The following is a 15,661-nucleotide window of genomic DNA, read 5'->3' on the forward strand; positions in this document are numbered from 1 at the left end:
CTAGTGTGGCCGGTATCCGTATGGCAATGCGTGTTTTTGTAACTTTCAGGGCCGTTGCGCTCTTCCAGCGAACGACGCGTCAAGTGTGGAGTTTCTGATGCCTGCTGCATCCAACCAGAACAAAGCCGTTGAAGCGCTGCGCAAGTCGTTCAAGGAAATCGAGCGGCTCCGGCGTCAGAACCGCCAGCTGGTCAGTTCGGCCACCGAGCCCATTGCCATCATCGGTATGGCCTGCCGGTTTCCGGGTGGAGTGAATTCCCCCGAGGCGCTGTGGAGCCTGGTCGCCGATGGATCGGACGCCATCTCGCCCTTCCCGACAAACCGCGGCTGGGACGTGGAGGGGATCTACAATCCGGATCCGGAACATCCGGGTACCAGTTACGTTCGCGAAGGCGGCTTCCTCCACGACGCGGATCAATTCGACTCCGCGTTCTTCGGCATCCCGCCCCGCGAGGCGCTGGCCATGGACCCGCAGCAGCGGCTGCTCCTCGAGACGTCGTGGGAGGTCATGGAGCGGGCGGGCATCGACCCCGCGTCGCTGCGTGGCAGCCAGACAGGCGTCTTCACCGGCGCCATGCACACCACTTACGCTTCCGAGGCCGCGCAGATACCGGACGAGATCGAGCCGTACCTCCACAACGGCGCCACCACCAGCATCGCCTCGGGCCGTGTCTCCTACACCTTCGGTTTCGAGGGCCCCGCGCTGACGGTGGACACCGCCTGCTCATCGGCGCTGGTCGCCCTGCACCTGGCCGCGCAGGCGCTGCGTCAGGGCGAGTGTTCCATGGCGCTGGTCGGCGGTGCGACGGTCATGGTGAGCCCCAAGGGCTTCGTCACCTTCAGCCGCCAGCGCGGCCTTGCCGCCGACGGCCGGTGCAAGGCGTTCGCCGACGCCGCCGACGGCACCACATGGTCCGAGGGCATCGGTGTGCTGCTGGTGGAACGGCTGTCCGACGCGCGGCGCAACGGGCACCAGATCCTGGCGGTGGTACGCGGCTCCGCCGTGAACCAGGACGGCGCGAGCAACGGCCTGACGGCCCCCAACGGCCCCTCTCAGCGCCGCGTGATCCGGCAGGCCCTCGAGAACTGCGAGCTGACCACCAGCCAGATCGACGCGGTCGAGGCGCACGGTACGGGCACGACGCTGGGTGACCCGATCGAGGCGCAGGCGCTGCTTGCCACCTACGGGCAGGACCGGCCGGAGGGACGGCCGCTGTGGTTGGGCTCGCTGAAGTCGAACCTCGGTCACACACAGGCCGCTGCCGGTGTGGCCGGCATCATCAAGATGGTCATGGCGATGCGGCACGGCGTGCTGCCGAAGACCTTGCATGTCGACACCCCGTCGAGCCACGTGGACTGGTCCGAGGGCGAGATCGAGCTGCTGACCGAGTCCAGGCCGTGGCCGGAGACGGGCGAGCCGCGCAGGGCCGGTGTGTCCTCGTTCGGCGTGAGCGGGACGAACGCGCATGTGATCCTGGAGCAGGCGCCGGAGCTTGAGGCGGCCGAGGCCGAGACTGCGGAGGAGCCTGCCGACGGCGGCGTCGCGGGCCCGGTGGCCTGGGTGGTGTCGGGCAAGAGCGACACCGTGTTGCGGGCGCAGGCCGGACGGCTGCGGGAGTTCGTGGCGGAGCGTCCGGAACTGGGCGCCGCCGATGTGGCGCTCTCCCTGGCGACGACCAGGTTTGCGTTCGAGCAGCGCGCCGTGGTGACCGGGACCAGCCGTGAGGAGCTCCTGGAGCGCCTGGAAGCGGTGGCCGAGGGGGCGAAGCTCCCCGGTGTGGTCTGGGGGAACGGCGCCGAAACACCCGGTCGTTCGGTGTTCGTGTTCCCGGGTCAGGGGGCGCAGTGGCTGGGTATGGCGGTGGAGCTGCTTGAGTCCTCGCCGGTCTTCGCCGAGGCGATCGGCGAGTGTGAGACGGCGTTGTCGGCTCATGTGGACTGGTCGCTGACGGACGTACTGCGCGGCGGCGAGGGTGCTCCCGGTTTCGATCGGGTGGATGTGGTGCAGCCGGTGTTGTTCGCGGTGATGGTGTCGCTGGCGAAGCTGTGGCGTTCGGTGGGTGTGGAGCCGGATGCGGTGATGGGTCACAGCCAGGGCGAGATCGCCGCGGCGTGTGTGGCGGGCGCGTTGTCGCTGGAGGATGCCGCGAAGGTGGTGACCCTGCGGTCGCAGGCGATCGCGGCGGGTCTGGCCGGTCGTGGTGGCATGGTGTCGGTCGGGCTTCCGGTCGATCAGGCGCAGGAACGTATCGCCCGGTGGGGTGGTGTGATCTCGGTTGCGGCGGTCAACGGCCCGGGTTCGGTCGTGGTGTCGGGTGATCCGGGTGCGCTGGATGAGATGGTCGCCGAGCTGGAGGGCGAGGAGATCCGTGTCCGCCGGGTTCCGGTGGACTACGCCTCGCACTCCGCGCACGTGGAGTCCATTCGCGAGGAGTTGCTGAGGGTCCTGGCGGACCTGAAGCCCCGCACCTCCGAAGTGCCCTTCTATTCGACCGTGTCCGGTGAGCTGGTGGATACGGCCGCTCTCGACGCGGAGTACTGGTACCGCAACCTGCGCCAGACGGTCGAACTGGAGGCCACGACTCGCCTCCTGCTCGATGAGGGCCACACCGTGTTCATCGAGGTGAGCCCGCACCCTGTATTGACCCTGCCGGTGCAGCAGACCGTGGAAGCCGCTGACACCCAGGCCGTGGTCGTCGGCACCCTGCGCCGCGACGAGGGCGGCCCGGAGCGATTCCTGACCTCCGCAGCCGAGCTTTATGTCAGCGGGGCAAGCGTTGACTGGCGGAAGGTGTTCGCCGGACACGACGCTCGCCAGATCGACCTGCCGACCTACGCCTTCCAGCGGGAGCGCTTCTGGCTCGACGCCCCCGCGGGTGTGGGCGATGTGAGCTCGGTGGGGTTGGGTTCGCTGGGGCACCCGTTGTTGGGTGCGGTGGTGTCGTTGGCCAGCGGCGGCGGGGTGCTGCTGAGCGGGCGGTTGTCGTTGGCCGCCCATGGGTGGCTGGCGGATCACGCCGTACACGGGGTCGTGCTGCTGCCGGGGACGGCGTTCGTGGAGCTGGTGGTACTGGCGGGCGATCAGGTCGGCTGTGGTCGGGTAGAGGAACTGATCCTGGAAGCGCCGCTGATCGTGCCCGAGAAGGGCGGGGTGCACCTTCGGGTCGAGGTGGAGGAGGCGGACGCCGCCGGCTTCCGCGAGGTGAACGTGTTCTCGCGGGAGGAAGCGGAGGGTGAGGGTGCCGCCTGGACGCGGCATGCCCACGGTCTGCTGAATTCGGCCGCGCCCGGCTCCGAGACCCGGTTCGACTTCGGTGTGTGGCCGCCGGTGGGGGCTGAGTCGGTTGATGTGTCGGGTGAGTATGTGCGGGCTGCGGAGAACGGGCTGGAGTACGGGCCGGTTTTCCAGGGGTTGAAGCGTGCGTGGCGGCGTGATGGTGAGGTGTTCGCGGAGGTCGGACTTCCGGAGGGTGAGCGGGAGCGGGCGGGCCGGTTTGGTCTGCATCCGGCGTTGTTCGACGCGGCGTTGCATGCGTTGGGGGTGAGTGAGGGCTTCGCGGGGGGTTCGGGGAGTCTGTTGCCGTTCTCCTGGCGTGGGTTTGCTCTGGATGCGGTGGGTGCGACGTCGTTGCGGGTGCGGCTGGCTCCGGTGGGTGTGGGGTCGGATGCGGTGTCGGTGCTGGTGGGGGATGAGTCGGGGCGTGGGGTGGCGTCGGTCGAGTCGCTCGTGTTGCGGCCGGTTGACGCGGGTCAGCTGAGCACTGCGGGTGGGGTGGCGCGGGATGCGCTGTTCCGGGTGGAGTGGGTGGATGCGCCCACGGGTGTGGTGGGGGAGGTGGCGTCGCGGACTGAGGTCGTGCGGGTGGTCTCCGGTGGTTTTGATGTGGTGAGTGAGGTGTACGGGCGGGTCCTTGAGGTCCTGGAGCGGGTGCAGGCGTGGGTTGGGGATGGGGATCTCGCGGGTGAGCGGCTGGTGGTGGTGACCCGGCGCGCTGTTGATGCGGGTGAGGGCGTGGTGGATCTGGCCGGGGCCGCGGTGTGGGGTCTGGTGCGGTCGGCGCAGTCGGAGAATCCTGGGCGTCTGGTGCTGTTGGACACCGATGACGTGGAGGGAGTCGACGGTGTTCTTCCCGGGGTGCTGGGCCTGGGGGAGGAGCAGGTGGTGGTGCGGTCGGGCGCGGTGCGGGTGCCGCGCCTGGGCCGGGTGCCGGCACCGGATCCGTCGGAGTCGGGGGCGTTTGGTTCTGGCGCGGTGCTGGTGACGGGTGGCACGGGTGTGCTGGGTGGTTTGGTGGCCCGGCATCTGGTGGCGCGGCATGGGGTCACGAAGCTGGTGCTGCTGTCTCGTCGTGGTGGGGAGGCCGCGGGGGCGGGGGAGTTGCGGGCGGAGCTGGAGGCTGCGGGCGCCGAGGTGGTGATCGCGGCGTGTGACGCCGCGGACCGCGAGGCTCTGGCCGGGGTGCTGTCGGGGCTGCCGGCGGGCTTCACGTTGAGTGGTGTGGTGCATGCGGCGGGTGTGCTGGATGACGGGTTGCTGACGTCGTTGACTCGTGAGCGGGTTGAGCCGGTGCTGCGGGCGAAGGTGGACGCGGCGTGGAACCTGCATGAGCTGACCGAGGGGCTGGACCTGTCGGCGTTCGTGCTGTTCTCCTCGGCCACTGGTGTGCTGGGCGGCGCGGGGCAGAGCAACTACGCGGCGGCGAATGTGTTCCTGGACGGCCTCGCCTCCTGGCGCCGGACGCAGGGGTTGCCGGGTGTGTCGATGGCGTGGGGCCTGTGGGCCGAGGCCAGCGGCATGACCGGACACCTCGGCGAGGACGACGTCCAGCGGATATCCCGCTCGGGCCTGGTACCACTCGCCACGGACGAGGGGCTTGAGCTGTTCGACGCGGCTCTGATCTCGGCTGCGGTCGTTCCGGTTCTCTTCCGACTGGACACCCCGGCGCTGCGTGCGCAGGGCGCCGAACTCCCCGTACTCTTCCGCAACGTAGTGCCGGGAATGACGGTCCGGCGCGTCGTGGGCGCCGGAGCCGCCGACGTGGACGACATCGCCGCCCGTCTGCGGCGGCGACTGGCCGACATGTCCGAGGCGGACCAGGAGCAGTTCCTGCTCGATGAGCTGATCCGCGTCCAGGCGGCCGCCGCCTTGGGACACGCGAAGTCGGACACTGTCGGGGTGGCACGGTCCTTCAAGGAACTGGGCTTCGACTCGCTCACCGCCGTGGAACTGCGGAACCGGCTGAGCGCGGAAACGGGTCTGCGCCTCCCGGCCACGCTCGTCTTCGACTACCCGAACCCGACCGTACTGGCGGGCTATCTGCGCTCGGAGATCCTCGGGGCGCAGGACACGGCCATCGCGGCGCCGGCGGCGGGCGGAACCGCCAACACCCCGGCACACACGGACGACGACCCGATCGCGATCGTCGCCATGAGCTGCCGTTTCCCCGGTGGCGTGCGGACGCCCGAGGAATTCTGGAACCTGGTGATGGGTGGTACCGACGCCACCGCATCGCTCCCGTCCAACCGCGGCTGGGACCTCGAGACGACGTACGACCCGGACCCGTCGCGCGAGGGCACGTACTACGCCCGCAACGGTGGCTTCCTCTACGACGCGGACCAGTTCGACCCGGCGTTCTTCGGGATCTCGCCGCGTGAGGCGCTCTCGATGGACCCGCAGCAGCGGCTGCTCCTCGAAACCTCGTGGGAGGCGTTCGAGCGGGCCGGCATCGACCCCGAGTCGGCGAAGGGAAGCCGGACCGGAGTCTTCGTCGGCGTCGTGTACAACGACTACGGCACCCGGCTGCAAGGGAACGCCCCCGAAGGCTTTGAGGGCTATCTCGGCACCGGCAGCGCGGGCAGCGTGGCCTCGGGCCGGATCTCCTACACCCTGGGCCTCGAAGGGCCCGCCGTGACGGTGGACACCGCCTGCTCGTCGTCGCTGGTCGCGCTGCACCTCGCGGTCCAGGCGCTGCGCCAGGGCGAATGCGACCTGGCGCTCGCCGGTGGCGCGACGGTGATGTCCACACAGGCCGGGCTGGTGGACTTCAGCCGTCAGCGCGCGCTGTCCGTCGATGGCAAGTGCAAGGCGTTCAGCAATGACGCGGACGGATTCGGATTCGCCGAAGGCGTCGGGCTGCTGCTCGTCGAGCGGCTGTCGGACGCCCGGCGCAACGGCCACGAGGTGCTGGCCCTCGTCCGGGGCTCGGCGGTCAACCAGGACGGTGCGTCCAACGGCCTGACCGCCCCGAACGGACCGTCGCAGCAGCGGGTGATCCGCGCGGCGCTCAAGACCGCCCGGCTGTCGGCCGCCGAGGTGGACGCGGTGGAGGCGCACGGTACGGGTACGTCGCTGGGTGACCCGATCGAGGCGCAGGCGCTGCTTGCCACCTACGGCCAGGACCGGCCCGCGGACCAGCCGCTGTGGCTCGGATCGGTGAAGTCGAACATCGGCCATTCGCAAGCGGCGGCCGGTGTGGCCGGCGTCATCAAGATGGTGATGGCGATGCGGCACGGCGTGTTGCCGAAGTCGCTGCACACCGATGAGCCGTCACAACACGTGGATTGGTCAGCGGGCGACATCGCGCTGCTGGCCGAGGCCACCGCCTGGCCGGAGTCGGGCCACCCGCGCCGCGTCGGCGTCTCGTCCTTCGGCGTGAGCGGGACGAACGCGCACACGATCCTGGAGCAGGCGCCGGAGGCCGAGGCGGCCGACGAGGCCGATGCCGAGGTCGTCGATGGTCCGGTGGCGTGGGCCGTGTCCGGCAAGAGCAGCGACGCGCTGCGGGACCAGGCCAGCAAGCTGCGGGAGTTCGTGGCCGAGCGCCCCGAGCTGAGCGCCGCCGATGTGGCGTTCTCGCTGGCGACGTCGCGTTCGGTGTTCGAGCACCGTGGGGTGGTGACGGGTGCCGATCGTGAGGAGCTTCTGGCGCGGTTGGGTGCGTTGGCCGGCGACGAGGTGGCCTCGGGCGTGACGCGTGGCGTGGCCGATGTGCGGGGCCGTTCGGTGTTCGTGTTCCCGGGTCAGGGGGCGCAGTGGCTGGGCATGGCGGTGGAGCTCCTTGAGTCCTCGCCGGTGTTCGCCGAGGCGATCGGTGAGTGTGAGACGGCGTTGTCGGCTCATGTGGACTGGTCGCTGACGGACGTATTGCGCGGCGGCGAGGGTGCTCCTGGTTTTGACCGGGTGGATGTGGTGCAGCCGGTGTTGTTCGCGGTGATGGTGTCGCTGGCGAAGCTGTGGCGTTCGGTGGGTGTCGAGCCGGATGCGGTGATGGGTCACAGCCAGGGCGAGATCGCCGCGGCGTGTGTGGCGGGTGCGCTGTCGCTGGAGGACGCCGCCAAGGTGGTCACCCTGCGGTCCCAGGCGATCGCGGCGGGTCTGGCCGGCCGCGGTGGCATGGTGTCGGTCGGGCTCCCGGTCGACCAGGCGCAGGAACGTATCGCTGCCTGGGACGGCGCCATTTCGGTCGCTGCGGTCAACGGCCCCGGCTCGGTCGTCGTCTCCGGTGATCCGGGTGCGCTGGATGAGATGGTCGCCGAGCTTGAGGGCGAGGAGATTCGTGTCCGCCGGGTGCCGGTGGACTATGCCTCGCACTCCGCGCATGTGGAGGAGATCCGCGAGGAGTTGCTGAGGGTCTTGGCGGACCTGAAGCCCCGCACCTCCGAGGTGCCGTTCTATTCGACCGTGTTCGGTGGGCTGGTGGATACGGCTGCTCTGGACGCCGAGTACTGGTACCGGAACCTGCGGCAGACGGTCGAGCTGGAGGCCACGACCCGCGTCCTGCTCGATGCCGGGCATGGTGTGTTCATCGAGGTGAGCCCGCATCCCGTACTCACGCTCCCTGTTCAGCAGACGGTGGAGGCCGCCGAGGCGCAAGCCGTGGTCGTCGGCACCCTGCGCCGCGACGAGGGCGGTCCGGAGCGGTTCCTGACCTCGATCGCCGAGCTTCATGTCAACGGCGGCGACGTCGACTGGCGGAAGGTGTTCGCCGGACACGGTGGCCGGCAGGTCGACCTGCCGACGTACGCCTTCCAGCGGCAGCGGTACTGGCTGGAGGCCGTCTCGGCTGCTGAAGTGGCGGCCGCCGGTGACGACTTGAGCGCCGATGCGGTGGACGCGCGTTTCTGGGACGCGGTGGAGCGCGAGGACCTGGAGGCGCTGACGCGGACGCTGGAGGTGGAGGGCGAGGAGCAGCAGTCGTCGTTGACGGCGTTGCTTCCGGCGCTGTCGTCCTGGCGCCGTCAGCGGCGTGAGCAGAACACGGTCGACCGCTGGCGTTACCGGGCGGTCTGGAAGCCCCTGGCATCCGCGTCCGAGTCGACGCTCTCGGGCACCTGGCTCGTGGTCGTTCCGGAAGCCTGCGGTGACGAGACTCTGGCTGCCGCCGTGCTGGATGGCTTGACCGGCCGTGGTGCGCATGTCGTCTCCGTGGCCGTCGGGGCGGCGGATGACCGTGAGGCGGTCGCGGAGCGGCTGCGTGTGGTGCTCGACGAGGCCGGGGTGGAGTCGTCGGGTGTGGCGGGTGTGTTCTCGCTGCTGGCGTTGGATGAGTCGGGGCACGAGTCCTTCGGGGGTGTTCCTGCTGGGCTTGCCGCGACGGTGGGTCTGGTCCAGGGGCTGGGTGATGCGGGTGTGGTGGCTCCGCTGTGGTGTGGCACCCGGGGTGCCGTGTCGGTGGGTCGTTCCGACCGGCTGGTGAGTCCGGTGCAGTCGATGGTGTGGGGCCTGGGCCGGATCGTGGGGGTGGAGTATCCCCAGCGCTGGGGCGGTGTGGTGGACCTGCCCGAGACCGTGGACGTCCGGGCGCTGGTCCGTCTGGCCGGGGTGCTGGCGGGCGGTGACGGCGAGGACCAGGTCGCGGTGCGTGGCTCTGGTGTGTTCGCCAAGCGGTTGGTGCGGGCTTCCGTGGTTGAGGCCACGGGTGTTGAGGGGTGGCGTGCGGGCGGTTCGGTGCTGGTGACCGGTGGTACGGGTGCGCTGGGGGGCCATGTGGCTCGTTGGCTGGCTCGTACGGGTGCTGAGCATCTGGTGCTGACGAGTCGTCGTGGGTTGGAGGCCGGGGGTGCCGCTGAGCTGAAGGCGGAGCTGGAGGGCCTGGGTGCTTCGGTGACGGTGGCGGCGTGTGATGCGGCGGACCGTGAGGCGCTGGCGGCGGTGCTGGAGGCGATTCCGCAGGAGTTGCCGCTCACTGCGGTGGTGCATACGGCTGGTGTGCTGGATGACGGTGTGGTGGATGCCCTGACGGTGGAGCGTGCGGCTGGGGTGTTGCGTCCGAAGGTGGATGCGGCGCGGAATCTGCATGAGCTGACGGCGGGGATGGATCTGTCGGCGTTCGTGTTGTTCTCCTCGGCGGCGGGCACGTTGGGTGGCCCGGGCCAGGGAAGCTACGCGGCGGGTAATGCCTATCTTGACGCGCTGGCGTTGCAGCGGCGCGCGGACGGCCTTCCCGCGACCTCCATCGCCTGGGGCGCCTGGGCCGGGAGCGGTATGGCGGTCGCCGGGGATCTCGAAGAGCAGATGAGCCGCTCGGGGATGCTGGGCATGTCCCCCGAGCTGGCGATCTCGGCGCTGCACCAGGCATTGGACCACGAGGAGACGTTCCTCGCCGTCGCGGACATCGACTGGGCACGTTTCGAAGCGGACTCCTTCGCCACCCCCCTCTTCCGCGAGTTGCGCGGCGTGCCGACCACGGCCACGGGGAAGCAGTCCGCGCCGGGCAGCGCCGACCGCGGGCGGGCGGAACTTCACGACCGCCTGGAAGCTCTGCCCCGGGAGAAGCGCGAAGCCGCGCTGCGCGATCTGGTGCGTGCCCAGGCCGCCGATGTCCTCGCTCACGACAGCGCGGACGCGGTCGCCTCGGACCGTGCCTTCCGCGACCTCGGATTCGACTCGCTGACCGCCGTCGAACTGCGCAATCGGATCGGCGCGGCGACCGGCCTCCGGCTGCCGGTCAGTCTGGTCTTCGACTACCCCACGCCCACGGTGCTGGCGCGGTTCCTGAACGGCGAGATGTTCGGTACCGAGGAAGGCGGCGCCGCCGAGATCACGCCGACCCGATCGGACTCGTTCGACGAGCCCATCGCGATCGTGGCGATGAGCTGCCGCTTCCCGGGCGGCGTACGGACCCCTGAACAGCTGTGGGATGTGGTGAACGCCGGAGTCGACACGATCTCCGGATTCCCCGACGACCGCGGCTGGGACCTCGAAGGGCTCTACGACCCCGACCCCGATAAGCCGGGCAAGACCTACGCGCTCACCGGCGGTTTCCTGGACAACATCGCCGACTTCGACCCGGACTTCTTCGGTATCTCACCGCGCGAGGCCCTGGCCATGGACCCGCAGCAGCGGCTGCTCCTTGAGACGTCCTGGGAGGCGTTCGAGCGGGCCGGTATCGACCCGGCGGCGTTGCGCGGCAGCCAGGCGGGTGTCTTCATCGGCTCGAACTACCAGGACTACAGCGGCCGGGCGATCAGCGCGCCGGACGGTGTGCAGGGCTATCTCGGACTCGGCAGCGCGTCCAGCGTCGCCTCCGGCCGTCTCTCGTACACCTTCGGCTTCGAGGGCCCGGCCGTCACGGTGGACACCGCGTGTTCGTCGTCGCTGGTCGCCCTGCACCTGGCCTGCCAGTCACTGCGCCAGGGAGAGTGCTCCATGGCGCTGGCCGGCGGTGTGACGATCATGGCCACGCCGGGCACGTTCGTCGAGTTCAGCGCCCAGCGCGTGCTGTCGCCGGACGGACGGTGCAAGGCGTTCTCCGCCGAGGCCGATGGCACCGGCTGGTCCGAGGGCGTGGGCATGCTCCTCGTGGAGCGGCTGTCCGACGCCCGGCGCCGCGGCCACCGGGTGCTGGCCGTCGTCCGGGGTTCGGCGATCAACCAGGACGGCGCTTCCAACGGCCTCACGGCGCCCAACGGCCCGTCGCAGCAGCGCGTGATCGGCAAGGCCCTGGAGAACGCGGGCCTGTCGGCCGCCGATGTGGACGCGGTCGAGGCCCATGGCACGGGCACCTCGCTGGGTGACCCGATCGAGGCGCAGGCGCTCCTTGCCACCTACGGCAAGGAGAAGTCCGAGGACCAGCCGCTGTGGCTGGGTTCCATCAAGTCGAACATCGGGCACACGCAGGCCGCCGCCGGTGTCGCGGGCGTCATCAAGATGGTGATGGCCATGCGCGAGGGCGTCCTGCCCAAGACCCTCCACGCGGCCGAGCCCTCCCCGCACGTCGACTGGACCAGCGGCGCCGTGTCGCTGCTGAGCGAGGCGACCGCGTGGCCGGAGACGGACCGCCCGCGCCGGGCGGCCGTGTCGTCCTTCGGGATCAGCGGCACCAACGCGCACACGATCATCGAGGCGGCCGACCCCGTTGAGGCGCCGTCGCCGGAGACGGGTGGCGATGCCACCGGTTCGCCGGCCGGTATCACGGTGGTCCCCTGGCTGCTCTCCGGCAGCAACGCCGATGCGCTGAGCGCTCAGGCCGGGCGGCTGCGCGAGTTCGACGGTGTGCGCACCGCGGACGCCGGTGACATCGCCGACATCGGCTATTCACTGGCGACCACCCGTTCCGCCCTGCCCTACCGCGCTGCTGTGGTCGCGCAGGACCCGGCGCAGTTCCGCGCCGGGCTCGAAGCGCTGGCCGAGGGCAGGAACGCGGCCACGCTGATCCAGGGCGTGGCACGGGCCGAGCACAAGACGGCGTTCCTGTTCTCGGGCCAGGGTGCGCAACGGCTCGGCATGGGCCGGGAGCTGTACGACGCCTTCCCGGTGTTCGCCCAGGCGCTGGACGAGGTGTGCTCGTATCTCGACATGCTGCTCGACCGCCCGCTGACCGAGGTGATGTTCGCGGCCGAGGGCAGCGCCGACGCCGAACTGCTGAACCGGACGGCGTTCACACAGCCCGCGCTGTTCGCCGTCGAAGTGGCGCTCTACCGGCTCCTGGAACACTGGGGCATCACCCCGGACGTGCTGATCGGCCACTCCATCGGTGAGATCGCCGCCGCCCACGTGGCCGGAGTGTTCTCCCTTCAGGACGCGTGCGCCCTGGTGGCGGCCCGTGGCCGGCTGATGCAGGCGCTGCCCGAAGGCGGCGCGATGGTGGCCGTCCAGGCGCCCGAGGAGGAGGTCGCCGCATCGCTCGCCGGCCGTGAGGCCGAGGTGAGCATCGCGGCCGTCAACGGCCCCACGGCCGTGGTCATCGCGGGCGACGAGCCCGCCGTGCTGGAGATCGCCGGACAGTGGGAGCGAGAGGGCCGTAAGACCCGCCGCCTGCGGGTCAGCCACGCCTTCCACTCCCCGCGCATGGACGGTGTGCTCGGTGACTTCCGGAAGGTCGTCGAAGGGCTGTCGTTCGCCCCGCCGACCATCTCCCTGGTCTCCAACGTCACCGGCACCCCGGCCGAGGTGGACGAGGTGTGCTCGCCGGAGTACTGGGTCCGGCATGTACGCGAGGCCGTGCGGTTCGCGGACGGGGTACGGACCCTGGAGAACCTGGGCGTGACCTCCTTCGTCGAGGTGGGCCCGGACGGTGTGCTCACCGCCATGGCGCAGGACTGCCTGACGGCCGCGGAATCCGATGACGCGATCGCTCCCGCCCTCGTGGCCGTGCTGCGCAAGGACCGGCCCGAGCTCCAGGCGCTGACCACGGCGCTGGCCGAACTCCACGTCCACGGCGCCCCGGTGAAGTGGGACGCGGTGTTCGCCGGGCATGGCGCCCAGCGGGTGGAGCTGCCCACCTACGCGTTCCAGCGGCAGCGCTACTGGCTCGAAGCCGCGCCGACCACCAGCGGAGACGTGACCTCGGCCGGCCTGGACTCGCCCGACCATCCGCTCCTCGGCGCCGCCGTCGCCCTGGCCGACACCGACACCTACCTGTTCACCGGGCGCCTGTCGGTCGACACTCAGCCGTGGCTGGCCGACCACGCCTTCGCGGACACCGTTCTCTTCCCCGGCACGGCCTTCGTGGAACTGGCCCTGCGCGCGGCCGAGCAGGTGGGCTACGAGCGGGTGGAGGAACTGACCATCGAAACGCCGTTGGTCCTGCCCGTGCACGGCGCGGTCCAGATCCAGCTCGCCGTGGGCGAACCCGACGAGTCCGGAGCCCGTTCGCTCAACCTGCACTCCAGGCCCGAGGGCGCCCAGCCTGACGACCCCTGGACACGTCATACGACCGGCCTGCTCAGCAGGGACCCGTCCACCACGGCACCGGGGTCCGTGGCCGCCGACTTCGCCGTGTGGCCGCCCGCGGAGGCGAAGGCCATCGACGTGGCGGACCTCTACGACCGGTTCATCGACGTCGGCTTCGCCTACGGCCCGGCCTTCCAGGGGCTGCGCGCCGCCTGGCGCCGTGGCGACGAGATCTTCGCCGAGGTCGACCTGCCCGAAGCGCAGGAAGGCGAGGCCGCACGCTACGGTCTCCACCCAGCGCTGCTCGACGCGTCGTTGCACACCGTGGCGTTCAAGCCGTCCGGCAGCGACGGCAGCACCCTCCCGTTCTCATGGAACGGCGTGACCCTCCACGCAAGCGGCGCGTCCGCGCTGCGCGTCCGGCTCACGAGCGTCGGCGAGGACACGGTCTCCCTGCATGTCACCGACACCTCCGGCGCGCTCGTCGCCTCGGTCGACTCCCTCGTACTGCGGCCCGTGGCCCCGGAGCAGGTCAACTCCGGCCAGCCGCACGAATCGCTGTACCAGGTCGACTGGGTGCCGACCGCCCCGGAGACGAGCGGCGCGGCCACCGGGCGCTGGGCGCTCGTCGGACCCGACCGGGCCGAGCTGACCGGCGTCCTCGGATTGGCCGATGTCACCATCGACACCTACCCGGACCTCGCGGCCCTGGCCGAGGCCATCGACGCGGGCGCGACCACGCCCGACGTCGTACTCGCCGCGAACGTGTCCCGCACCGGCCGGACGCGGGAACTGGCACAGGCGGTACGGGAAGCCGGCCACCACGCCCTCGACCTGCTCAAGAGCTGGCTGGCCGACAACCGCCTCGGCGCATCCCGGCTGGTGTTCCTCACCCAGGGGGCCATCGCCGCGGGCGACGACACCGATGTGGCCGACCCCGCAAGTGCGGCCGTCTGGGGCCTGGTGCGCTCGGCCCAGTCCGAGAACCCCGGCCGGTTCGTCCTGGCCGACCTGGACGACCAGGAAAGCTCACGCCGGATTCTCCCCGCGGCGCTCACCACCGACGAACCCCAGATCGTGGTCCGCGACGGCACGGTCCTGGCCGGCAGGCTGGCCCGGGCAGCGGCCCGCGGCGGCGCGTCCGAACAGGGCGGCGAGCGGTCGGCCACGACCGGCGTCACCTGGGACCCGCAGGGCACCGTCCTGGTCACCGGGGCGGCATCCGGCCTCGGCGGCCTGGTCGCCAAGCACCTCGTCGGCGAGCACGGCGTCCGCCACCTCGTGCTGGTCAGCCGCCGCGGTCTCGCCGCGGACGGCGCGGCCGAACTGCGGACGGAGCTCACGGACCTCGGCGCCCACGCCGTGGTCGCCGCCTGCGACACCGCCGACCGCGACTCCCTCGCCGCGCTCCTGGCCTCCCTGCCGGACGAGCACCCGCTCACCGCCGTGGTGCACACCGCCGGAGTGCTGGACGACGGCGTCGTCGAAGCCCTCACACCCGAGCGGATCGACCGTGTGCTGCGGCCCAAGGTGGACGCGGTGCTCAATCTGCACGAGCTGACCGCCGGTCTCGACCTGTCCGCGTTCGTGCTCTTCTCCTCGCTCTCCGGGACCCTCGGCGGCACCGGCCAGGCCAACTACGCGGCCGCCAACGCCTTCCTGGACGCGTTCGCCCACCGGCGCAGGGCCGAGGGCCTGCCCGCCCAGTCGCTCGCCTGGGGCCTGTGGGAGGAGCGCAGCGGCATGACCGGCAAGCTGGACGAGGCCCACATGCGGCGCCTTGCCCGCGAAGGCGTGACCCCGATGTCCTCCGAGGAGGCCCTGGCCCTGTTCGACACCGCTTGCGGCATCGACGCGGCCACCCTCGTCCCGGCACGCCTCAACGCCGCGGCGTGGCGAGCCCAGGACGGGCCGATCCCGGCCCTGCTGCGGGGCATCATCCGGACCACGGCCCGGCGCGGCCCCGCGAGGACAACCACGGGCGGTTCCGGCGCCGACTCCGCCGACCTGCGCCGCCGTATCGGCTCGATGAAGCCCGCCGCCCGGCAGCAGGAGCTCCTGGAACTGGTGACCGAGCACGCGGCCATGGCGCTGGGTCACGACAGCCCGCGCATGATCGCCCCTGACCGTGGCTTCCTCGAACTCGGCTTCGACTCGCTGACCGCGGTCGGACTGCGCAACCAACTGGGCACGGTGACCGGCCTCCGGCTCCCCGCCACCCTGCTGTTCGACTACACGACGTCCAGGGCGCTGGCCGGATACCTGGCGCAGGAGCTGGTGGCGGAAGAGCCGGACGCATCGCTGGTGCTGCCGGTTCTGTCGGAGCTGGAGAAGCTGGAGACCTCGATCGCCGAGGTGGTGGCGGACGAAGCCGCCACGGCACGTCTCACCTCGCGCTTGCAGCAGGTCCTGGCGAAGCTGACCGTGGGGCAGCAGACGGAGACGGCACCTGGTGAGGCCGCCGCCGACACGTTCGAGTCGGCGACCGACGACGAGATCTTCGACTTCCTCGACGAGGAACTCTCATGACGCGGACGCCCCCGTCCC

Annotated in this window: 1 protein-coding gene; it reads left to right on the forward strand. The window is 70.8% G+C overall.

All coding sequences use genetic code 11. The features are described 5' to 3' along the window. Window positions 1-97: 97 nt before the first annotated feature. The gene (locus ACRAKF_RS31420) at window positions 98-15,643 is read left to right on the forward strand and encodes a type I polyketide synthase (RefSeq protein ID WP_447041064.1); all 15,546 of its coding nucleotides are present in this window, start codon (window positions 98-100) and stop codon (window positions 15,641-15,643) included. Window positions 15,644-15,661 lie beyond the last annotated feature (18 nt).

This window comes from Streptomyces sp. DSM 118878 (assembly GCF_052936595.1).

Bases quoted from the DNA above. Each gene is read 5' to 3' on its own strand.
- ACRAKF_RS31420 (WP_447041064.1), top strand. From the start codon at position 98: ATGCCTGCTGCATCCAACCAGAACAAAGCCGTTGAAGCGCTGCGCAAG.